This window comes from Mycobacterium hainanense, from assembly GCF_041890355.1.
GTDB lineage: Bacteria > Actinomycetota > Actinomycetes > Mycobacteriales > Mycobacteriaceae > Mycobacterium > Mycobacterium hainanense.
Genome location: NZ_CP169059.1, coordinates 4,021,137 through 4,042,703, shown reverse-complemented (window position 1 = coordinate 4,042,703; position 21,567 = coordinate 4,021,137). Strand labels below are relative to the sequence as shown.

Here is a 21,567-nt window from a genome sequence, read left to right as displayed (position 1 = left end):
CGATTTCGAAGCCGCAGTTGCACTCGCGAGGCCACCACTGCACACCCGGCGGGCTTCTACAGCCGGCGGGTGAGTGCTTCGGCCGCCGACAACAGATCGGCGGCCCAGCGCACCCCGGGACGGCGGCCGATCCGGTCGACGGGTCCCGATACGGAGATGGCGGCGATGACGGCGCCGCGGCCATCGCGCACGGGAACCGACACGCTCGCGACTCCGGGCTCTCGCTCGGCGACGCTTTGCGCCCAGCCGCGGCGACGCACTTCGGCCAGCGTGCGCTCGGTGAATTTCGCCGTCGGCAGGACCGCCTTTTGCGTCGCCGCGTCGCTGTGGGCCAGCAGCACCTTGGCGCCCGATCCGGCCGTCATCGGCAACCGCGCCCCCACCGGGACGGTATCGCGAAGTCCCGCAGGGGGTTCCAGGGCGGCCACACAGACCCGGGTCGTGCCTTCGCGGCGGTACAGCTGCACGCTTTCACCGGTGGTCTCGCGTAACAGGGGCAGCACCCCCGCGCTGGCGGCGAGCAACGGATCGTTGACGTGCGCGGCGAGCTCGGTGACGGCCGGGCCCAGCAGCCAGCGCCCTTCGTCGTCACGGGCAAGCAGGCGATGGATCTCCAGCGCGGCCGCCAGCCGATACGCGGTGGCCCTGGGTAATCCGGTCCGTTCGCACAGTTCGGCCAGTCCGCAGGGGGATTGGGCGATCGTGTGCAGGACACTCACGGCTTTGTCGAGGACGCCGATGCCGCTATGCTGTCTCATAAGAAGATACTAGCGTCTCGCATTATGAGATCACAGCCCGTGGTGGATCGGCGAGCGCGCATCAGGAATAGAGGCGAGTTTTCAGATGGGATCCGGCAAGCCGCGCACCCTGGCCGAAAAGGTCTGGGAGGACCACGTTGTGGACAAAGGGGAGGCTGATGCCCCCGACTTGATCTACATCGATCTGCATCTGGTGCACGAGGTCACCAGCCCACAGGCCTTCGACGGTCTTCGGCTGGCGGGCCGGACCGTGCGGCGCCCCGATCTGACGCTGGCCACCGAGGATCACAACGTGCCCACGGTCGACATCGACAAACCGATCGCCGACCCGGTGTCGCGCACCCAGGTCGAGACGTTGCGCCGAAACTGCGCGGAATTCGGCGTCCGCCTTTACCCGATGGGCAATATCGAACAGGGCATCGTGCATGTCGTCGGGCCGCAATTGGGCCTCACCCAACCCGGAATGACCGTTGTCTGTGGTGATAGTCACACATCGACGCACGGCGCATTCGGGGCGCTGGCGATGGGCATCGGCACGTCGGAGGTCGAGCATGTGCTGGCCACCCAGACATTGCCGTTACGGCCATTCAAGACAATGGCGGTCAATGTCGACGGCCAATTGCCGGCCGGTGTGACGGCCAAGGACATCATTCTCGCGCTGATCGCCAAGATCGGCACCGGCGGCGGGCAGGGCCACGTCATCGAATATCGCGGCAGCGCCATCGAATCGCTGTCGATGGAAGCACGGATGACGATCTGCAACATGAGCATCGAGGCCGGCGCCCGGGCGGGCATGGTGGCGCCGGACGCCACCACCTTCGAATTCCTGCGCGACAAGCCGCACGCACCCCAGGGCGAGCAATGGGACGAGGCGATGCGTTATTGGCAGCAGCTGCACACCGACCCCGGCGCCGTCTTCGACACCGAGGTCCACCTCGACGCAACGTCGTTGAGCCCGTTCGTGACCTGGGGAACGAATCCGGGGCAGGGCGTGCCGCTGGCCGCGGCCGTGCCCGACCCGGAGCTGATGGCCGGCGACGCCGAGCGGCAGGCCGCCGAGAAGGCGTTGGCTTACATGGACCTTCGCCCTGGCACCCCGATGCGCGAGATCGCGATCGACACCGTGTTCGTGGGCTCTTGCACCAACGGTCGTATCGAAGACCTCCGGGTGGTCGCCGACGTGCTGCGCGGGCGCAAGCTGGCGCCCGGGGTGCGGATGCTCGTGGTGCCCGGGTCCATGCGGGTGCGCGCGCAGGCCGAAGCCGAAGGGCTGGGCGAGGTTTTCACCGCCGCGGGCGCCGAATGGCGCCAGGCGGGTTGCTCGATGTGCCTGGGGATGAACCCGGACCAGCTGTCGCCGGGGGAGCGATGCGCGGCGACGTCCAACCGCAACTTCGAAGGGCGCCAGGGGAAAGGCGGCCGCACGCACCTGGTGTCTCCGGCCGTCGCCGCCGCGACGGCGGTTCGCGGCACATTGTCCGCCCCGGCCGATTTGAACTGATCCATTCGAGAAGAAGGCAAGAGCATGGAAGCATTTCACACGCACACCGGCATCGGTGTGCCGTTGCGGCGGTCCAATGTCGACACCGATCAGATCATTCCGGCGGTGTATTTGAAGCGGGTCACCCGAACCGGTTTCGAGGACGGATTGTTCGCCAGCTGGCGGCAGGATCCCTCATTCGTCCTCAACCTCAGCCCCTTTGACCGGGGGTCGGTACTGGTCGCTGGACCCGACTTCGGCACCGGCTCGTCGCGCGAGCATGCCGTGTGGGCGCTCATGGACTACGGGTTCCGGGTGGTCATCTCGTCTCGGTTCGGTGACATCTTCCGGGGCAACGCCGGCAAGGCGGGGCTCCTGGCGGCCGAAGTTTCGCAAGATGGCGTGGAGCTGCTTTGGAAGCTGATCGAGCAGAGTCCGGGACTGGAAATCACTGTCAATCTTCAAGATCGAAATATCACCGCGGGAACCGCGGTGTTGCCGTTCAAGATTGACGACCACACCGCCTGGCGGCTTCTCGAAGGGCTCGACGATATAGCCCTTACGCTGCGGAAACTCGACAAAATCGAGTCATACGAGGCCGCGTATCCGGGGTGGAAGCCGCGGACTCTGCCCGCCTCCTGAACGGTCGAGAGGAGCGGAATTTCTTCTCGCTCACCTAACTAAACCGGGCGGAATTCCAGTCCCCCACCGGTCAAGGGCGGCAACCAGATTGCGAAAATCTGCCATTGTCCGACCCTGAAATTGCGCGTGGCTCTTGGAAATTTGCTGGGTGAGGGTTTACCGTGTGCACTAGTCGGTTCAAACAGAGGACCACTAGCGTCGGAGGGATTGGATGAATAAGGCAGAGCTCATAGATGTGCTCACACAGAAATTGGACACCGACCGCCGGCAGGCGACCGCCGCCGTCGAGAACGTTGTCGACACCATTGTGCGCGCGGTGCACAAGGGCGACAGCGTCACCATCACGGGGTTCGGTGTATTCGAGCAGCGGCGCCGCGCGGCCCGAGTGGCGCGCAACCCGCGTACCGGCGAGACGGTGAAGGTTAAGCCGACTTCCGTGCCGGCCTTCCGGCCCGGTGCTCAATTCAAAGCGGTTGTGTCTGGGGCACAGCGTCTCCCGTCGGAAGGACCTGCAGTGAAGCGTGGTGTAGTGGCAAGCGGCGCGGCGAAGAAGACGGCCGCCAAGAAGGCTCCGGCGAAGAAGGCGGCAGCCAAGAAGGCTCCTGCCAAGAAGGCTCCGGCGAAGAAGGCCGCGACCAAGGCTCCGGCCAAGAAGGCCGCGACCAAGGCTCCGGCCAAGAAGGCCGCGACCAAGGCCCCGGCCAAGAAGACCGCGGCGAAGAAGGTTGTGGCGAAGAAGGCTCCGGCCAAGAAGGCCGCGACCAAGGCCCCGGCCAAGAAGACCGCCGCAAAGAAGGCTCCCGCCAAGAAGGCCACCGCGCGTCGCGGTCGCCGCTAAGGCATCGGTCGAGTTCTAGACGCGAATACCCTTCGGGGGGCAGCGATGCACCCGAAGGGTATTCGCGTGTTATGCCCGCACGTTGGCGGCCAGGGCGCCACCGATGTGGTCGGCCGACACCAGCCGGCCTTTCGCGAGCGAGAGCACCCAGGTGCTGCCCTTGTGGTTGCGTGACTTGTCGGGACGCACCCCGTCCCGTTCGCACCACCACGCGATCAGATCCGGGATCACCTTGCCCTGCGTGCAAATGACCGGTGTGCCTTCTTGCTCCGCGATGGCGAGCAGGCGGTGCCGGCCGCGTTTGGGGCTCTTGGCGTAAGACTCTTCGGTGAGGGCGGGCTCGTTGTGCACCGTCACACCCAGCTCCTCCGCGAGCGGCTCCACCGTCTGGTGGCAACGCAGCCGGTCGGCGGCATACACGTCGGTGGCGCCGAAGGCCAGCAGTTGCGGCACCAGTGCCTCGGCCTGTGCGCGGCCCCGTTGGTCCAACGGCCGTTGGGTGTCGTCGCCCTTGAAGCGCGATTTGCGGCCCGCCGTCCCGTGCCGGACCACCAACACGGTGTGCGTGTCTGCGGGGTGTTTATTGAAGCGGCGCAACATCTTTCGATCATGAGAATAGCTGAGTTTGTTCAGCGCGTCGGAGACCGGCAGCCAGATCAATTCGTCGACCTCGTTGCCCGGGGCGAAGTCACCGCCGGTGCTGCGCGCCGCCCAATAGTAGACCTTCTTGACTCCCGCCTCGATCGGGTAGCTCACCATGTCGAGCCGCCTGCCCAAAATGGCGTGGTGCCCCGTCTCCTCGCACACCTCCCGCACCGCGGCGACGGGCGCCGTCTCGCCCGGGTCGACCTTGCCCTTGGGCAGTGACCAGTCGTCGTAGCGCGGCCGGTGGATCACCGCGATCTCGAGGCCGGGGTCGGACGAATCGGTCGGCCGCCACAACACGGCTCCGGCGGCGTACACGATCCGGCTTCCCGAACGCGAGCTCTTGGTCGGCAACTCAACTCCTGCAGGTCAATTCGGTCCGAGGTCGCGCGCACGTTCGCCGTGCGGCCGGAGACAACCGTAGATCACCACGCAGAGGGTTATTGACTGCGGTGCCGCTCCATCAACGAGACTTGGTGGTCGCGCACGGTGTGACCCTCCTGCGGCGACGCGGTCCACTGTCCGTCGGGCCCCAGCTCCCAGCAGCGGGTGGAGGGGTCGAGCGCGGACTCGAACAAATCGTCCAGGTATGAGGTCAGCCTCGGATCCTTCACCTGAACCAACGCCTCGACGCGCCGGTCGAGGTTGCGGTGCATCATGTCGGCGCTGCCGATCCAAAACTCGTTGATGCGATTGAAATGCATGATGCGGGAATGCTCGAGGAAGCGACCGAGGATCGAACGGACCGCTATGTTCTCCGAGAATCCTTCGGCGCCTGGCCGTAGCGCGCAGATGCCGCGCACCACCACCTCCACTCGCACGTCGGCCCGCGATGCACGGTAGAGCGCGTCGATGACCTGTTCGTCGACAAGGGCGTTCATCTTGAGCCGGATCCGGCCACCACCATGTTCGCGGTGCGCGGCGATCTCGCGCTCTACGCGTTCGATGATGCCCGTGCGAATGCCGTGCGGGGCGACCAGAAGGTTGCGGTAGGAGACCTTGCGCGAGTAGCCGGTCAGCGAATTGAAGAGGTCGGTCAGGTCGGCGCCGATCTCGGGAGACGCGGTCAGCAGCCCGACGTCCTCGTAGAGTCGCGCCGTCTTTCCGTTGTAGTTACCGGTGCCGATGTGGCAGTAGCGCCGGATCGCCGAACCCTCGCGACGGACCACCAGGCAGGTCTTGCAGTGCGTCTTGAGTCCGACGTATCCGTAGACGACGTGCACACCCGCCTGCTCCAGCGTTCGCGCCCAGCGGATGTTGGCCTGCTCGTCGAAACGCGCCTTGATCTCGACGAGCGCCACCACCTGCTTGCCTGCCTCGGCCGCGGCGATGAGCGCCCGAACGATCGGCGAATCACCGCTTGTGCGGTATAGCGTCTGCTTGATCGCCAGCACATTCGGGTCCGCGGCCGCCTGCTCGATGAACCGCTGCACGCTGGTCGAGAACGACTCATACGGATGATGAAGCAGCACATCGCCTTCGCGCAGCGTCGCGAAAATGCTTCTCGGCGTCTCACGGTCGACGAAGGCGGGGCTGGTGGCGGGGACGAAAGCCGGGTCTTTGAGCGCCGGCCGGTCGACGCTGTAGACCTGCCACAGCGACGACAGGTCGAGCAGGCCGGGCACCTCGATGACGTCACCCGGATTCACGTCGAGTTCGCGCAACAGCAATTCCAGCATGCTCTCGGTCATGTCGTTGGCGACCTCGAGTCGCACCGGCGATCCGAACCGCCTGCGCGCCAACTCCCGCTCCAGCGCCTGCAGGAGGTCTTCGTCGCGGTCCTCTTCGACCTCGTAGTCGGCGTTGCGGGTGATGCGGAACGCGTGATGCTGCACGATCTCCATGCCCGGGAACAGCACCGGCAGGAAGGCCGCTATCAGCTCTTCCATTGGCAGATAGCGGATTACGGCGGGCCCGTCGCCCTCGTCGGGATGTCCGGGGCCGCGCAGTTCGACGAAGCGATCCACGTTGTTGGGCACCTTCACCCGTGCGAAATGCTGGCCGCCCTCCTCGGGTTGGCGCACCATCACTGCCAGGTTCAGACTCAACCCACTGACGAAGGGGAAGGGGTGCGCGGGATCGACCGCGAGCGGAGTCAGGACCGGAAAGACCTGCTCGTGAAAATAGGTCGACAGTTCGTCGCGCTCACCCTGATCCAAATCGGCCCACGTGACTATATGTATGCCTTCCTCGGCGAGCGCCGGGCGCACCGAATCGAGGAAGACCCGCGCGTGCCGGGTCGCGATCCGTTGAGTCTGCTCACCGATGAGGGCCAGCTGCTCGCGCGGCGTCAGCCCGTCGGCGGAACGAACCGACAGCCCCATCTCGTCGCGGCGCTTGAGGCCCGCGACGCGGACCATGTAGAACTCGTCGAGGTTGGACGCGAAGATCGCCAGAAACTTGGCCCGTTCCAACAATGGCAGTGAGTTGTCGTCGGCCAGCGCGAGCACGCGCGCGTTGAAGTCGAGCCAGCTCAGCTCGCGGTTGAGGTAGCGGTCCTCCGGCAGGTCGGTGATGGCGGACGGCGTTGCGGCGGGCGGCGCCGCCACGGCCGAGTCGCCTTGATGCCACAAGTTCTGGTCGGGGCGTGCCTCAGCTTCGGTTTCAGTCACCCTGCGATCATGGCCCATCACTCGCCGATGCTGCTAGCGCTCGACGGACATCCATTCGCCGTTGGGACGACGTTCACCGTGACGACAGGTTCGCCGGGCGCCGGCCGATGTCACTGATGGGCGAGGGCACTGGCGGTCGCCGCGCCCACGCCGAGGCGGCGCGCGGCGGCGAGGTCGGCGGGCGTGTCAACGTCGCAACGCAGTCCCGGCCACGCCCCCGTCAGTTCGATCGCGCCCGAACGCCGATGCCGCGCCGACGAATCGGCGCCGAACTGCGGATCGAGGGGGGCGCCGAAGGCGAACAGGGCGGCGGTTCCCGTCGCCAGCCGGTCGGCGACGAAGCTGCGGCGGTGCTGCCGCGCGGCGGCGATGGCCTCGGCCAGCTCCTGCGTCTGCAGTGCCGGCAAATCGCCTTGCAGCACAACGATATTCGGGAAGAATCCACCCACCGCCCGTTCCGCGGTGGCGATGGCGTTGTTCAGCGGGTCGCCGTGCCCGTCGGGCGTCGGGTCGGCCAGCACCTCGGCCCCCAGCTCCGTCGCCGCCGCGGCCGCGGCCTCGTCGGGCGTGACGACGGTGACGGAGCCCAACGCGTCGACGCGTCCCGCCGCGGTCAGGGTGTCGATGAGCATGGCGAGCACCACGCTCTCCCGAGTGCGTGCCGAGAAAACCGGGGCCAGCCTGGTCTTGGCCGCGGCCAACCGCTTGACGGCGACGATCAGGGCGACGTCCTTGCCCGCGTCGTCTGCTCGTGTGCCGCTCATGAGATCTCATCCTGCCAGCGACCGCCGACGGCGGACGCGCTAGCTCGCGTCACGCCCGCTGATCTAGGGTGTAGCGGCTGCAACACGCCGAGACGACAGACGGGGGTGGTGGATGACCGGCTCGCAGGGCGCCGTCGCGGTCATGGGTGCCGGGGCGTGGGGCACGGCGCTGGCCAAGGTGCTCGTCGAAGCCGGGGAACCGGGATCCGAGGTCACGCTGTGGGCGCGCCGGTCCGACGTCGCCGACCAGATCAACGCCACCCGGACCAACCCCGACTACCTGCCCGGCACCGCGCTGCCGGCGGGCATCCGCGCGACCACCGACGCGGCCGAGGCCCTGGCCGGCGCTTCGACGGTGCTGTTGGGAGTGCCCGCGCAGACGATGCGCGCCAACCTCGAAGGGTGGGCGCCGCAGGTGTCTGAGGGCGCCACCCTGGTCAGCCTGGCCAAGGGCATCGAGCTGGGCACCTTGATGCGGATGAGTCAGGTCATCGTCTCGGCGACGGGGGTGGACCCGGCTCAGGTCGCGGTGGTTTCGGGGCCGAACCTGGCCAGCGAGATCGCCGAATGCCAGCCCGCCGCCACGGTCGTGGCGTGCAGCGACTCCGGTCGCGCCGTCGCGCTGCAGCGCATGCTCAACACCGGCTACTTCCGCCCCTACACCAATAGTGATGTCGTCGGCACCGAGATCGGCGGGGCGTGCAAGAACGTCATCGCGCTCGCGTGCGGCATGGCCGCCGGCGTCGGGCTGGGGGAGAACACCGCGGCGGCGATCATCACCCGCGGCCTGGCCGAGATCATCCGGTTGGGAATCGCGCTCGGCGCCAAGGGCGCCACGCTGGCCGGCCTGGCCGGCGTGGGCGACCTGGTGGCGACGTGCACGTCGCCGCAGTCGCGCAACCGGTCCTTCGGCGAACGCCTGGGCCGCGGCGGGACGATGGAGTCGGCCATGCAGGCCGGCGGCGGCCACGTCGTCGAGGGCGTGACGTCGTGCGAGTCGGTGCTGGCGCTCGCGTCCAGTTACGACGTCGAGATGCCGCTCACCGACGCGGTGCACCGGGTCTGCCACAAAGGGCTGTCGGTGGACGAGGCGATGGCGCTGCTGCTCGGCCGCCGGACCAAGCCCGAGTGACCGCCATCGAAGATCGCAGCCAGCGGCGCCGCCCGGCCCCGGTGCCGCGCAACCGGTAGCCTCTTTGAATTGTGAGTGCCAGCGGAAACCGCGTGCGCGTCGCCGTCGTCTTCGGCGGGCGCAGCAACGAGCACGCCATTTCGTGCGTGTCCGCGGGCAGCATCCTGCGCAACCTCGACCCCGAGCGGTTCGAGGTGCTGGCGATCGGCATCACCCCGGAGGGATCGTGGGTGCTCACCGACGGCGACCCGGACGCGCTGGCCATCAGCAACCGGCAGCTGCCCGAGGTGACCGCGCAATCGGGCACCGAACTTGCCCTGCCGGCGGATCCGCGCCGCGGCGGCCAACTGGTCGCCCTTGCGCCGGGGGCCGGCGAGGTGTTGGCGTCGGTCGATGTGGTGTTTCCGGTGCTGCACGGACCGTACGGGGAAGACGGCACGCTCCAGGGCCTGCTGGAACTGGCCGGGGTGCCCTATGTCGGGGCCGGCGTGCTGGCCAGCGCGGCGGGCATGGACAAGGAGTTCACCAAGAAGCTGTTCGCCGCCGAAGGCTTGCCGGTCGGCGCCTACGCAGTGCTGCGCCCGTCGCGGTCGACCCTGCAGCCCGAGGAATGCGAGCGGCTCGGCCTGCCGGTGTTCGTCAAACCCGCGCGGGGCGGCTCGTCGATTGGCGTCACCCGGGTGGCAAGCTGGGACGACCTGCCCGTCGCCGTCGCGGCCGCGCGCCGGCACGACCCGAAGGTGATTGTGGAGGCGGCGATCACCGGCCGCGAGCTGGAGTGCGGCGTGCTCGAAATGCCCGACGGCACAATTGAAGCCAGCACGGTGGGGGAGATCCGGGTGGCGGGAGTGCGCGGACGCGAGGATTCGTTCTACGACTTCACTACGAAATATCTTGACGATGCAGCCGAATTGGACGTGCCGGCCAAGGTGGACGACGAGATCACCGATGCCATCCGGCATTTGGCGGTCCGGGCGTTCAAAGCCATCGACTGCCAGGGGCTGGCCCGCGTCGATTTCTTCCTCACCGACGACGGACCGGTGCTCAACGAGATCAACACGATGCCGGGGTTCACCACGATTTCGATGTACCCGAGGATGTGGGCAGCCAGCGGCGTGGACTATCCCACCCTGCTGGCGACCATGGTGGAAACGGCGCTGGCCCGGGGCGTGGGTTTGCGCTAACCAGCTGGCGCCGGGTTGATCGGCATCGCCGCGATGGTGCGGTCGATCAGTTCCGAGAGTTGCTGGATCGGCGTCGGGCCCGATCCCGAGGGCAGCGTGAGCGCGATGTACACCGGCCTATCCACCGTGTACCAGGTCGACCTGCCCGCGTCACCGGCGGACTGCTGTTGGGAATGCACCTCGAACCACTGCACCCGGTCGACGACCTGGATCGGAGAGCCCACCACGAACTCCGCGGGGCGGTCGAGCCCGCAGCGCAGCACGACGGGCTCGCCGTCCGGTCCGGCCCGCCACGCGGTGGCGCCCGGGGGCGCCGGCTGTGCGACGGGCGCGCGTTGATAGTCGCCGAGCCGCTGCGGCAGCACCCCGGCCAGCGCCCGGCATGCGGCGCTGTCGGCCTGGGGCGCCGGGGCCGCGGGCACGGCGACCGGTTGCGGTGGCGCCTCGCGGGTGGCCGCGATCACCAGGATCACCCCGATCGCGACGACGGCCAGGGCGACCGCGGCGATGATCAGCGCGGGCCGGGGCCCCTCGTCGACGGCGGGGCGGGTATCGGGGTCGGTCATCACCGCCCGCGCACCTCCTATCTCGGGCCGCGAGCGGTCCGCATCGTGACGTGGTTCTAAACTGGCGCGGGCCGCTCGCGCCGGCAGTAACCCAACTTACCGCAGGTCGGCGGCCGGATAGAGGCCCGTACAGGGCGGGAACGCGCCGGAGGAGGTGGCGTGGGCGAGGACGGATCGAATTCCACTCTGCAGCAGCTCGGTGAGTTCGCGGTCATCGATCGATTGGTGCGCGGTCGCCGGCAGCCGCCCGCGGTGGCGGTCGGGCCGGGCGACGACGCGGCGGTGATCCAAGCCGACGACGGCCGCGTCGCGGTGTCGACCGACATGCTCGTCGAGGACCGGCACTTTCGGCTGGACTGGTCGACCCCGCACGACGTCGGCCGCAAGGCCATCGCCCAGAACGCCGCGGACATCGAGGCGATGGGCGCGCGGCCCACGGCCTTCGTGGTCGCCTTCGGCGCCCCTGGCGACACGCCGACCGCCGACGTCGACGCGCTGGTCGGCGGAATGTGGGACGAGGCGCACCGCATCGGCGCGGGCATCGCCGGCGGCGACCTCGTCGGCTGCCCGCAGTGGGTGGTCTCCGTGACGGTGCTGGGCGATCTGGACGGCCGCGCGCCGGTGTTACGGTCCGGCGCTAAGGCGGGATCAGTGATCGCGGTCGCCGGCGACCTGGGCCGCTCGGCGGCCGGCCTTGCGTTGTTCGGCAAGGGTATTGAGGGTTTCGACTCGCTGCGGCGCCGGCATCTGGTTCCCGAGCCGCCCTACGGCCAGGGCGTGGCGGCGGCGGCCGGGGGAGCGCAGGCGATGATCGACGTCTCCGACGGCCTGGTCGCCGACCTCCGGCACGTCGCCGAGGCGTCCCGCGTGGCGATGGATCTGTCGACCGCCGCGCTGGCCGCCGACCACGATGCGCTGACCGCCGCGGGCACCGCGGTCGGCGCGGACCCGTGGTCGTGGGTGCTGGGCGGCGGCGAAGACCACGCCCTGGTGGCCTGTTTCGCCGGGCCGGCGCCGGCGGGATGGCGAATCATCGGGCGGGTCCTCGAGGGCGAGGCCGACGTGCTCGTCGACGGACAACCCTGGACCGGCTACGCGGGCTGGCAGTCATATGAGCGTTAGGGTGGCGCGGTGAGCGCCGATGCTACGAAAGGACCGGCGATGACGGCGCGGCCGTTGACCGAACTCGTCGAGCAGGGCTGGGCCGCCGCGCTGGAACCGGTGGCGGATCGGGTGGCCGCCATGGGTCAGTTCCTGCGGGCCGAGATCGCCGCCGGGCGTAGGTATCTGCCAGCGGGCCAGAATGTGCTGCGGGCGTTCACCTTTCCGTTCGACGACGTCCGAGTGCTGATCGTCGGGCAGGACCCGTACCCAACACCGGGGCACGCCGTGGGGCTGAGCTTTTCGGTGGCGCCCGACGTGCGTCCACTGCCGCGCAGCCTGGCCAACATCTTCGACGAATACTCCGCCGACCTCGGCTACCCGCAGCCCTCGTGCGGTGACTTGACCCCGTGGGCTCAACGCGGGGTGATGCTGCTGAACCGAGTGCTCACCGTGCGGCCGAGCAATCCGGCCTCGCACCGGGGCAAGGGTTGGGAAGCGGTGACCGAGTGCGCGATCCGCGCACTGGCCGCACGATCGCAGCCATTGGTGTCGATCCTGTGGGGACGCGACGCCGCCACGCTGAAACCGATTCTGGCCGAAGGGAATTGCGTGGCCATCGAGTCCCCGCATCCCTCACCGCTGTCGGCTTCTCGGGGGTTCTTCGGGTCGCGCCCGTTCAGCCGCGCCAACCAACTGTTGACGGGCATGGGCGCCGACCCCATCGATTGGCGGCTGCCGTGACCGAGATGAAGGCCTTGCGGGCGCACCACCGGGGCGGCCCGGAGCAATTGGTCGTCGAGCCGGCGCCCGTACCGGTCCCCGCCGCCGGCGAAGCCCTCGTGGCCGTCCACGCCGCGGCTATCACGTTCGACGAGTTGACCTGGGATGAGACCTGGACCCAAGACGGCGTCAGCCGCACACCGGTGATCCCGTCGCACGAAGTCTCGGGGGTCGTCCGCGAGGTGGCCGCGGGCGTCGCGGATTTCGCGCCCGGCGACGAGGTGTACGGACTGATCCCGTTCGACCGCGACGGCGGCGCGGCCGAATTCGTCTGCGTTCCCGCGGCCGACCTGGCCGCCAAGCCGTCGACGGTTTCGCACGTCGTCGCCGCCGCGCTGCCGCTGGCCGGCCTGACCGCCCTGCAGGCGCTGGTCGACCAGGCGGGCGTGCGGGCCGGCGAGAACGTGCTGGTGCACGGCGGCGCGGGTGGGGTGGGCGCCCTGGCGGTCCAGCTGGCAGCGATGCTGGGCGCGCGCGTCACCGCGACCGTGCGCAGCGACGGCGCCGAGCTGGTTCGCGGGCATGGCGCCGACCGGGTGATCGACGTCCGCACCGAGACTTTCGACGATGCGGTGTACGACGTGGTGATCGACACCGTCGGCGGTGAGACGTTGGACCGGTCGTTTCCCGTGCTGCGCCGTGGTGGGCGGCTGGTCACCCTGTCGGCGCCACCGCCGGAGGGCCGAGCCGACGAATACGGCGTCACGGCAACATTTTTCATCGTCACACCGGACCGCGACCAGCTCAGGGAACTCGCCGCGCTGGTCGACGGCGGACGGTTGCGCGTCGACATCGCCGAGACCTTCCCGCTCGAGCGGGGCCGCGAGGCGTTCGAAAGCCGCGGGCGCCCGGGCCGTCGCCCCGGAAAGACGGTCATCGTCGTCCGCGATTAGGACGGTTGGCGGTTCCTGCTTCCGGGCTCGTGGTCTTTCTGTAATCCCTTGTGTCACTTTGGTTTCAGTGGTCACAATGCGGGCTTTTTTGTCGGTGGGTGTTCGTAGGGTTTGGGGTATGAGTGTCAGTAGTCGCGAGGAGATCGTCGAGGTCATCGACGCGCTCGACGACGATGCTGACCGGTTGTGTGGGTTGTCGTTTGACGTGTTGACCACCCCGGAGCGGTTGCGCGTTTTGGAGCGGGTGGAACGGGTGGCCCGTCGGCTCCGGGCGCCGCAGCATGCGTTGATCAATCAGCTCGGTGCGCAGGCCAGCGCTGAAGAGTTGGGCGGCTCGCTGCGGGTGGGGCTGGCCGATCGGTTGCGGATCACCAAGGCCGAGGCCGCCCGGCGCGTCGGCGAGGCCGCCGAGCTTGGTGAGCGCCGGGCGTTGAGCGGTGAGCCGTTGGCGCCACTGTTGAGTGCGACCGCGGCCGGTCAGCGTGCGGGGTTGATCGGGGAGGGGCACATCAGGGTGATCCGCGGCTTTTTTGCCCAGCTGCCCGATGCCATCGACGTGGTGACCCGGGCCGCGGCCGAGGCTGACTTGGCCGGCAAGGCGTGCGGGTATCGCCCGGACGAATTGGCCGTCTACGCCAAGCGGCTGATGGAGTGGTTGCACCCCGACGGGGATTTCAGTGATGCCGAGCGGGCCCGCAAGCGTGGGATCGTGTTGGGCGCCCAGGATTGTGAGGGCATGTCGCGGCTGAGCGGTGTGATCACCCCGGAGTTGCGGGCGGCGATCGAGGCGGTGTTGGCCAAGCTGGCCGCCCCCGGGGTGTGTAATCCCGACGACGAGACCCCGATTGTGGATGGCGTTCCCGATGATGACGCGGTGCGCCGCGATACCCGCAGCGCCGCGCAACGCACCCACGACGCCTTCCTAGCCGGGCTGCGCGCCCTGCTGGCGTCTGGAAAACTGGGCCAGCACAACGGGTTGCCGGTGTCGATCGTGGTGACCACCACGCTGCAGGAGTTGGAGGCCGCCGCCGGTAAGGCCCTGACCGCCGGCGGCACGCTGGTGCCGATGTCGGATGTGATCCGCTGGGCCGGCCACGCGCACCATTATCTGGCGATCTTCGACAAGGGCCGTTCCCTGGCGCTGTATCACGCCAAACGGTTCGCCTCACCTGGGCAGCGGATCATGTTATATGCCAAGGATCGTGGCTGCACCCGGCCGGGATGTGATGCGCCGGCCTACCACAGCCAGGTCCACCACGTACGCGGCTGGGCTGGGACCGGCCGTACCGACATCGACGACCTCACCTTGGCCTGCGGCCCCGACAACCGCCTGGCCGAACAAGGCTGGACCACCCGCACCAACGCCCGCGGCGAAACCGAGTGGATCCCCCCACCCCACCTCGACCGCGGCCAACCCCGCACCAACACCTACCACCACCCCGAGAGGTTCCTCCGCGACACCGACGACGACGAACCTGTTTGACCTCAGCAAATTGGCCTGATCGCCGCGACCCGTATCGTGCCGGACTCCGCGACGCTCACGATCGCGCTGGCCTGGTGGCGGCGACTTGGAAGACGCCATGCGGGAGCGGCCCACACTCGACGAGTGATTCACGATCCCGCGAAGTTGACGTCCTTGGTGACGGATTTCCACTCTTCGATCGACGATGACAGCGCGGCGAGCTTGTCGCGCATGGCCTTGAGCACGTCACGGCCCAGCAGCAGCCGCAGCGGCGGCTCGTCGAGCGTGGTCACCATCAGCACCGCCTCGGCGACCTTCCTGGGATCACCGGGGAGATGATCGGCGAACTGCTTGATCAGATCCTTGCGCGCCGACACGTCGGCGTAATCGGCGATCGGGGTGGCCGACTCCTTCATCGATCGGGTCGCCCAGTCGGTGCGGAAGGCGCCCGGCTCGATCGCGGTCACCTTGATCCCCAGCGGCCGCACCTCGGTGGCGAGCGCCTCGGTGATCGCCTCCAGCGCGAACTTCGTCGACGAGTAATACGCGTTGGGCGGGTTGGCGACCAGACCGGTCATCGACGACATGTTGATGATGTGCCCGGAGCGGCGGGCGCGCATCGCCGGCAGCACCGCCTTGATCATGTTGACCGCGCCAAAGTAGTTGACCTCGAACAGCTGTCGAACCTCGGCGTCCTCGCCCTCCTCGACGGCGGCCAGGTAGCCGTGGCCGGCGTTGTTGACCAGGACGTCGACGCCGCCGAACGCCGCCTCGGCGGCCGACACGGCCGCCGCGATCTGTCGGGGGTCCGTCACATCGAGCGCGACGGGGCGCGCCCGGTCACCGAACTCGCCGGCGAAGTCGCGCACCGAGTCGGCGCGCCGCGCGGTCACCACCGCACTGTGGCCCGCTTCCAAAGCGGCGCGGGCGATTTCACGGCCGAAGCCGGTCGAACATCCGGTGATGAGCCAGCGCGCCATCTCAGGCCGATCCTTCCGGCAGGCGCCGCAGATACGCGGCGCGGCGGTCGGCGAGTTGCGCGGCCCGATCCTGCGGGCTGACCCGCGGCAGGTGGCCCACCTCGGCGTCGAGCCGGTCCAGCTTGACCACCCGCCCGCGCGCGCCGAGGTCTTGGCGGGGACCCGCCTCCCCGAATTCGGCCATGCGCAAGGTCAGAATTGCCTCGCGCAGACCGTCGGAGTCGATCCAGTTGGCCACGCCGGGGTCGGTCGGCGCGATCACGTAGGTGTAGCTGCCGTCCTCGTTGGCCAGCGACTGAGCCTTGTTGAGGCTGCCGGTGCGGTCGAGGATGTCCAGCGTGGTGCCCCAGATGTTGCTCAGTGGGACCGTGAAGTATTCGGCCCCACCGTCATTGAGGTCCACCACGAACGCCTCGTCGGGCGCGAGGTCGACGCGGCCCATCACATAGACCTGGTTGCGCATCGCGCCGACCTTATCGGCCGACCAGGCCAGGTCGAACTGGTTGGGGGGCATCTTGTACACGCCGTGGCTGAGCTTGCCGGTGAAGTTGGCGAAATAGTCCATCATCGCCGCGGTGGCCTCGGCCTGCTCGTCGAGCGTGCGCGCCGGCCTCGCGGGCGGGCCGCCAAGCCGTTGCACCTCAAGATGATTGGGGTCGTCCCGGGCCCAGTCCAACAGCACGTCGCGGATGTAGAACTCGTGTGCCGCGGGGGTGGTCTGCACGTGGTTGGGCCGGCCGCCGGCGGGATCGGCATCCACGGTGATGGTGAAGCTGCCATCGGAGTCGACCTGCATGGTGCGCCCGTTGAGCACGTCGACCGTGCCCATGTGCGCATCCCAGAGCGTGAAGTAGTTTTCGGTCATGCGGTGCTCGCCGACCCGGCCGTGGATTTCGTAGCGTTCGTCGCCGGAGATCGGGATCACCCGGTAGACGCTGTCGGGATTGTCGATGCCCCAGCGCGACCCGGGGACGCGCCGGCCGTCGACGGGGTGCGCCAGCCGGGTGATGCAGCTGACCTTGGGCCGCAGCTTGTCCTGGTTGGACGACCACACCGCCGCCGAGAACATCACCTCGGCGAACGCGTCGTCGAACCGCTCCCGCATCGCCTGCGATGCCTTGGCCCGGCCTAGCCAGGTCTGCGCCACCGATCGATAGGCGTCCTTGACGACCGGATGTTGGACCAGCTCGAGCGCTGCCAATTCCTGTTCGTGCTGCGACGCTGTCGCGACGGGGTGGTCAGGCATGCGCTCTTCTTTCGGTGCGCTTTCCAAAAGCATTGGCGTCCAATGTGAATAGCCGACCCGGCTCAGAACTTCAAATGCTGGCTGACGTCGCCGACCTGGTCGACGAACATGGTGCGGCTGTCGAACCGCCAGGCGCCCTGGACCCGGTGGAACGTGTCCTTGTAGTGCCCGGTGACGATCACCTGCAGCGGCAGGTCGGGGGTGGCCTGGGTGACGCAGTAGTACGACGTGCTGCGGGCGGTCCCCGTGTCCTCGTCGATGTGCAGCTGCACGTTGGTGGTGTTGTGCTTGGTCTTGGGGGTGCCGTCTTCGTAGATGCGCGTGGCCATCTCATACATCTTGCGCACGCGGGCGGCACCGGCGAACACCGTCTCCGGTGGGCCGTTCTCCACGCCACAGATGCGGCCGTGCTCAAAAAGCCGGGCGACCCCCTCCAGGTCGCCGCCATCGAGAAGCTCGGCGTAGGTGTAGATCAGGTTCGTGATTTCTGTTGCGCTGTCACCCATGTGGACCACCCGTCGCACCCGTTGCCGCCGCTTCCGCGAACAATGGTGGCAGAATCGGCCGAATTTACATAGAACCGACCATTACTGTTGATCGCCGTGACCCCAACTTGGACGCCGAGCCGGCTCGGCAACCTGACCGGCAAACGAGTCGTCGTGACCGGAGCGACCAACGGCGTCGGGCTCGGGACCGCCCGCGCACTGGCCAAGGCCGGCGCGCACGTGATCCTGGCGGTGCGCAACACCGAACTGGGCGCGCGACGCGCCGCCGAGATGGGCGGCTCGACCACGGTGGCCAGGGTCGACCTCGCCGACCAGTCCTCGGTGCGAGCCTTCGCCGGTTCGATCGACGACGACGTCGACATCCTGATCAACAACGCAGGCGCCCTGACCGACCGCCGCACCGAAACCGTCGACGGATTCGAGAAGACGCTGGGCACCAACCTGCTCGGCCCGTTCGCCCTGACCAACCTGCTCCTGCCCAGGGTGCGCTCGCAGATCATCAACGTCGGCTCCGACGCGCACCGGTCGGCGACGCTGCACCTCGACGACCTGCATCTGCGCCGGCACAAATGGACCCGGCTGGGCGCCTACGCGCAATCGAAGCTCGCGGTCATGCTGTGGGGGCTGGAGCTGGACCGCAGGCTGCGGGCGGCCGGATCGCCGGTGGTCACCCAGCTCACCCACCCGGGCTGGGTGGCGTCGAACCTGTCGCAACTCGGCGACTCGCCGCTGATGTCGGCGGCCCACAAGGTGGTCAAGATGGTGGCCGACCGGCTGGCCAACGACATCGACGAGGGCGCGGCCCCCACGCTGTACTGCATCAGCGAGCCGTTGCCACCAGGCAGTTACGTCGGGGTGACCGGGCGGTTCGGCCTGCGCGGCGGCCCCGTGCTGATCGGCCGGTCGCCGGTCGCGTGCGACTACGACGTGGCCGCCCGCCTGGTGGCCTTCGCCGAGCAAGAGACCGGCACGAGGCTGGAGGTGTAACCATGGGAGAACTCGACAACAAGGTCGCCGTCATTACCGGTGCGGCGCGCGGCCAGGGCCGCAGTCACGCGGTGGCCTTCGCCGAACAGGGCGCCGACATCATCGCCGTGGACATCTGCACCGACATCGACGCGATTCCCTACCCGCTGGGCACCAAGTCGGATCTCGACGAGACCGCGCGGCTGGTGCAAGCCGCCGGCCGCAGGGCGGCGCCAGTCGTCGCCGACGTCCGCGACCTGCCGCAACTGGAGGCCGCGGTGCAAAGCGGAATCGACGAACTCGGGGAGGTGGACATCGTCGTCGCCAACGCCGGCGTGGTGGCGATCGGTGACCCGGAGGCCCGCTCCGAACCGGTGTTCAACACGATCGTCGACACCAACCTCAAGGGCGTGTGGCACACGTTGCTGGCAACGGTGCCCTCGATCGTCCGCAAGGGTCAGGGCGGGTCGATCGTGTTGGTGAGCTCGTCGCAGGGGCTGACCGGCCGGGGCGGCGACGGGAGCGCGGCGATGTTCGCTTACGCCGCGTCCAAGCACGGGGTGGTGGGGTTGATGCGGTCAGCGGCCAATGCCTACGCGCCGCACAAGATTCGGGTCAACTCGGTGCACCCGAGCGGCGTCATGACGCCGATGATCCTCAACGACTTCGTCGTCAACCGGATGCTGGAGAACCCCAACCCGGCCGTCTCGCAGATGCTGCTGCCCGACGTCCCGCTGGTCGAAGCGCAAGACGTGACGGAAGCGGTGCTGTGGCTGGTGGGTCCCCGTGCCCGCTACGTGACGGGCGTGTCGATACCCGTCGACGCCGGGCACATCGTCATGTAGCTCCGGACTAGCGCCGACTAGCCTCGCAGGACCTTGCCGGCCTTGATGCAGGACGTGCAGGCGTTGAGGCGCTGCTTGTTGCCGCCCGGGCGGGTGACAACATGCACGGTCTGGACGTTGGGGTCCCACCGGCGGCTGGTGCGGCGGTGGGAGTGCGACACCGACTTGCCGAAGCCGGGGCCTTTCCCGCAGATGTCGCACACAGCGGCCATGGTTCAAGCTCCTCAAATCTCGGGGGTCCGGCTCGGCGGTCTGACACGGGGCCGGGAAAGCCCGGGTCGACCCGGGCCCAACCAGGATACCGACTCCGGTGGCAACCACCAAAACGATCACCACCGCTGTCGCCCCGTCTGGCTAGGCTCAATGGGCCGGATCGGCCCCGCGGGCGGGTGGTGGGCGAGGGCAGCCGTCGCCCGAGTCGCCGGGCTACGCTGGCGCCCACCGGGGGCCTGGTTGTGGAGGAGGTGGCTGACACTGGGAACGTCGGAACGTCTGCTCGACGCGATCGCCTTGCGGGACTGGGCGCACACCGCGGTCAGCGACCTCATCACCCACATTGACGAGATCAACCGGCTCAACGTCTTCCCGGTCGCCGACTCCGATACCGGCGCCAACATGCTGTTCACCATGCGTTCGGCGCTGGCCGAGGCCAACGCCGGGGTGAATGCCGAGGGCGGCTCGGCCTGCGTCGCCCGGGCCGCGGCCGCGATGTCGGCCGGTGCGCTCAACGGCGCGCGCGGGAATTCCGGGGTGATCCTGTCGCAGATTCTGCGGGGAATCGCCGACGTCACCGCCGTCGCGGCGGCCGATTCCGGCGGTGAGCTGCCCCATATCGATACCGCCATCCTCGCGGCGTCGTTGCGGCGCGGCGTGGACCTGGTCATCGCGTCGATGGGCGGGGAGGAGATCCCGGGAACCATCGTCTCGGTGCTGCGGGCGGCGGCGGACGCCGTCGGGGAGTGCGCCCAGGCCGGGGAGGGGCTCGCCCCAGCGGTCACCGCCGCAGGCGACGCGGCGGTGATCGCGCTGGAGAAGACGACCGAGCAGCTCGACGTGCTGGCCGACGCGGGCGCGGTGGACGCCGGCGGCCGGGGCCTGCTGGTCCTGCTGGACGCCCTGCGCACCACCGTCACCGGTCAGGCGCCCGCCCGAACCGTGTACGAGCTGTCGCCGCGGGCGCCGCAACCGGACGCCGCAGCCGAGCGCCCGGCGCCGCAATTCGAGGTGATGTACCGCTTGGACGGCTGCGATGCGGCCGCGGCCGACGCGCTGCGGGACCGGCTCGGTGAGCTGGGCGATTCCGTGGGCATCGCGGCCGCGACGTCGTCGGCCGAGCGTACGTACTCGGTGCACGTGCACACCGACGACGCCGGTGCCGCGGTCGAGGCGGGGCTGGCCGCGGGGCGGCTGAGCCGCATCGTGATTTCGGCGCTGAGCTTGGGTGCCGCCGGCCTGCCGGTCGGTGGCTGGACGCGGGAGCGGGCGGTGCTGGCCGTCGTAGACGGCGACGGCGCCGCCGAGCTGTTCGGCGGGGAGGGCGCCTGCGTGCTGCAGCGCGATCGGGCCGCCGGCGACCCGGTGAACATCAGTGCGCACCAGCTGATGCGCGCGGTCATCGACACCGGCGCCGCGCAGGTGATGGTGCTGCCCAACGGCTATGTGCCCGCCGAGGAGCTGGTGGCCGGGTGCACCGCGGCCATCGGCTGGGGCATCGACGTGGTGCCGATCCCGACGGCGTCGATGGTTCAGGGGCTGGCGGCGCTGGCCGTGCACGAAACCGGCCGGCAGGCGGTGGACGACGGCTACACCATGGCCCGCGCCGCCGGCGCGGCCCGGCACGCGTCCGTGCGCATCGCGACCGAGAGCGCGCTGACCTGGGCCGGCCGCTGCCAGCCCGGAGACGGGCTGGGCATCGCGGGCGACGAGGTGCTGATCGTGGCGGCCGACGCGATCGCGGCGGCCATCGGCCTGCTGGATCTGCTGCTGGCCTCCGGCGGGGACCTGGTGACCGTCCTGGTCGGCGCCGCCATCGAATCGGATGACGACGTCGCGGCCGTCGGCGACATCCTGCAAAAGCACATGCACGACCACCACCCGGGCACCGAGCTGGTCACCTACCGCACGGGCCATCGCGGTGACGCGCTGTTGATCGGGGTCGAGTAGC

21 protein-coding genes are annotated in these 21,567 nt (G+C 68.8%); 12 read left to right on the top strand and 9 right to left on the bottom strand.

Annotation, left to right across the window (positions count from 1 at the left end):
- Positions 1-56: 56 nt before the first annotated feature.
- The gene (locus tag ACEL92_RS18800) at positions 57-758 is read right to left on the bottom strand and encodes an IclR family transcriptional regulator (RefSeq protein WP_374022202.1); all 702 of its coding nucleotides are present in this window, start codon (positions 756-758) and stop codon (positions 57-59) included.
- An 85-nt stretch (positions 759-843) separates the two neighbouring features.
- Here ACEL92_RS18800 and leuC point away from each other — a divergent pair, with 85 nt between their 5' ends.
- The 3 genes from leuC (at position 844) to ACEL92_RS18785 (ending at position 3,718) form a co-directional block, all read left to right on the top strand.
- Entirely contained in the window at positions 844-2,259 is a 1,416-nt protein-coding gene (leuC, locus tag ACEL92_RS18795) for a 3-isopropylmalate dehydratase large subunit (RefSeq protein ID WP_374022201.1), read from the top strand.
- 24 nt (positions 2,260-2,283) lie between these two features.
- Complete coding sequence (gene leuD / locus ACEL92_RS18790) at positions 2,284-2,880, top strand: 3-isopropylmalate dehydratase small subunit (RefSeq protein ID WP_374022200.1); 597 nt, start codon at positions 2,284-2,286, stop codon at positions 2,878-2,880.
- Between the two features lie 211 nt (positions 2,881-3,091).
- Positions 3,092-3,718: an HU family DNA-binding protein gene (locus tag ACEL92_RS18785; RefSeq protein WP_374022199.1), complete on the top strand. Its 627-nt coding sequence runs from the start codon at positions 3,092-3,094 to the stop codon at positions 3,716-3,718.
- A gap of 69 nt (positions 3,719-3,787) precedes the next feature.
- Here the strand turns inward: ACEL92_RS18785 and ACEL92_RS18780 are convergent, their stop codons facing one another.
- The 3 genes from ACEL92_RS18780 to cofC all read right to left on the bottom strand — a co-directional run bounded on the left by ACEL92_RS18780 (position 3,788) and on the right by cofC (position 7,739).
- The gene (locus ACEL92_RS18780; protein WP_374022198.1) at positions 3,788-4,717 is read right to left on the bottom strand and encodes an NUDIX domain-containing protein; all 930 of its coding nucleotides are present in this window, start codon (positions 4,715-4,717) and stop codon (positions 3,788-3,790) included.
- A gap of 86 nt (positions 4,718-4,803) precedes the next feature.
- Complete coding sequence (locus ACEL92_RS18775) at positions 4,804-6,996, bottom strand: RNA degradosome polyphosphate kinase (RefSeq protein ID WP_374022197.1); 2,193 nt, start codon at positions 6,994-6,996, stop codon at positions 4,804-4,806.
- 89 nt (positions 6,997-7,085) lie between these two features.
- Positions 7,086-7,739, bottom strand: coding sequence for a 2-phospho-L-lactate guanylyltransferase (gene cofC / locus ACEL92_RS18770; RefSeq protein ID WP_374022196.1), 654 nt, complete (start codon positions 7,737-7,739; stop codon positions 7,086-7,088).
- Positions 7,740-7,851: 112 nt separating this feature from the next.
- Here cofC and ACEL92_RS18765 point away from each other — a divergent pair, with 112 nt between their 5' ends.
- Positions 7,852-8,871: an NAD(P)H-dependent glycerol-3-phosphate dehydrogenase gene (locus ACEL92_RS18765; RefSeq protein WP_374022195.1), complete on the top strand. Its 1,020-nt coding sequence runs from the start codon at positions 7,852-7,854 to the stop codon at positions 8,869-8,871.
- A 71-nt stretch (positions 8,872-8,942) separates the two neighbouring features.
- Positions 8,943-10,055: a D-alanine--D-alanine ligase family protein gene (locus ACEL92_RS18760; RefSeq protein WP_374022194.1), complete on the top strand. Its 1,113-nt coding sequence runs from the start codon at positions 8,943-8,945 to the stop codon at positions 10,053-10,055.
- Here the strand turns inward: ACEL92_RS18760 and ACEL92_RS18755 are convergent.
- On the bottom strand, positions 10,052-10,621 hold the full coding sequence (locus tag ACEL92_RS18755) for a DUF3515 domain-containing protein (RefSeq protein ID WP_374022193.1): 570 nt from the start codon (positions 10,619-10,621) through the stop codon (positions 10,052-10,054). The genes ACEL92_RS18760 and ACEL92_RS18755 overlap by 4 nt on opposite strands.
- A gap of 159 nt (positions 10,622-10,780) precedes the next feature.
- Between ACEL92_RS18755 and ACEL92_RS18750 the strand changes: the two genes are divergently transcribed.
- The 4 genes from ACEL92_RS18750 to ACEL92_RS18735 all read left to right on the top strand — a co-directional run bounded on the left by ACEL92_RS18750 (position 10,781) and on the right by ACEL92_RS18735 (position 14,881).
- A complete protein-coding gene (locus ACEL92_RS18750; protein WP_374022192.1) occupies positions 10,781-11,743 on the top strand; it encodes a thiamine-phosphate kinase in 963 nt (320 codons plus the stop codon).
- Between the two features lie 39 nt (positions 11,744-11,782).
- Positions 11,783-12,466: a uracil-DNA glycosylase gene (locus tag ACEL92_RS18745; protein ID WP_374026270.1), complete on the top strand. Its 684-nt coding sequence runs from the start codon at positions 11,783-11,785 to the stop codon at positions 12,464-12,466.
- Positions 12,467-12,471: 5 nt separating this feature from the next.
- A complete protein-coding gene (locus tag ACEL92_RS18740) occupies positions 12,472-13,398 on the top strand; it encodes an NADP-dependent oxidoreductase (protein ID WP_374026269.1) in 927 nt (308 codons plus the stop codon).
- A gap of 118 nt (positions 13,399-13,516) precedes the next feature.
- The gene (locus ACEL92_RS18735) at positions 13,517-14,881 is read left to right on the top strand and encodes an HNH endonuclease signature motif containing protein (protein WP_374022191.1); all 1,365 of its coding nucleotides are present in this window, start codon (positions 13,517-13,519) and stop codon (positions 14,879-14,881) included.
- A gap of 128 nt (positions 14,882-15,009) precedes the next feature.
- On the opposite strand, the gene ACEL92_RS18730 is transcribed toward ACEL92_RS18735, so the two are convergent.
- The 3 genes from ACEL92_RS18730 to ACEL92_RS18720 form a co-directional block, all read right to left on the bottom strand.
- Entirely contained in the window at positions 15,010-15,840 is an 831-nt protein-coding gene (locus ACEL92_RS18730) for an oxidoreductase (protein WP_374022190.1), read from the bottom strand.
- A 1-nt stretch (position 15,841) separates the two neighbouring features.
- A complete protein-coding gene (locus ACEL92_RS18725; RefSeq protein ID WP_374022189.1) occupies positions 15,842-17,086 on the bottom strand; it encodes a hypothetical protein in 1,245 nt (414 codons plus the stop codon).
- 62 nt (positions 17,087-17,148) lie between these two features.
- Entirely contained in the window at positions 17,149-17,592 is a 444-nt protein-coding gene (locus tag ACEL92_RS18720; protein WP_374022188.1) for a nuclear transport factor 2 family protein, read from the bottom strand.
- 96 nt (positions 17,593-17,688) lie between these two features.
- On the opposite strand from ACEL92_RS18720, the gene ACEL92_RS18715 reads away from it, so the two are divergent.
- Both ACEL92_RS18715 and ACEL92_RS18710 read left to right on the top strand, forming a co-directional pair.
- A complete protein-coding gene (locus ACEL92_RS18715) occupies positions 17,689-18,579 on the top strand; it encodes an SDR family NAD(P)-dependent oxidoreductase (protein ID WP_374022187.1) in 891 nt (296 codons plus the stop codon).
- A 2-nt stretch (positions 18,580-18,581) separates the two neighbouring features.
- Complete coding sequence (locus ACEL92_RS18710) at positions 18,582-19,403, top strand: mycofactocin-coupled SDR family oxidoreductase (RefSeq protein ID WP_374022186.1); 822 nt, start codon at positions 18,582-18,584, stop codon at positions 19,401-19,403.
- Between the two features lie 17 nt (positions 19,404-19,420).
- Here ACEL92_RS18710 and rpmB read toward each other — a convergent pair whose 3' ends face one another.
- Positions 19,421-19,615: a 50S ribosomal protein L28 gene (gene rpmB, locus ACEL92_RS18705; protein ID WP_374022185.1), complete on the bottom strand. Its 195-nt coding sequence runs from the start codon at positions 19,613-19,615 to the stop codon at positions 19,421-19,423.
- Between the two features lie 262 nt (positions 19,616-19,877).
- On the opposite strand from rpmB, the gene ACEL92_RS18700 reads away from it, so the two are divergent.
- Positions 19,878-21,566, top strand: a complete 1,689-nt coding sequence (locus ACEL92_RS18700) for a DAK2 domain-containing protein (RefSeq protein ID WP_374026268.1) — start codon at positions 19,878-19,880, stop codon at positions 21,564-21,566.
- The last annotated feature ends 1 nt before the right edge of the window (position 21,567 follow it).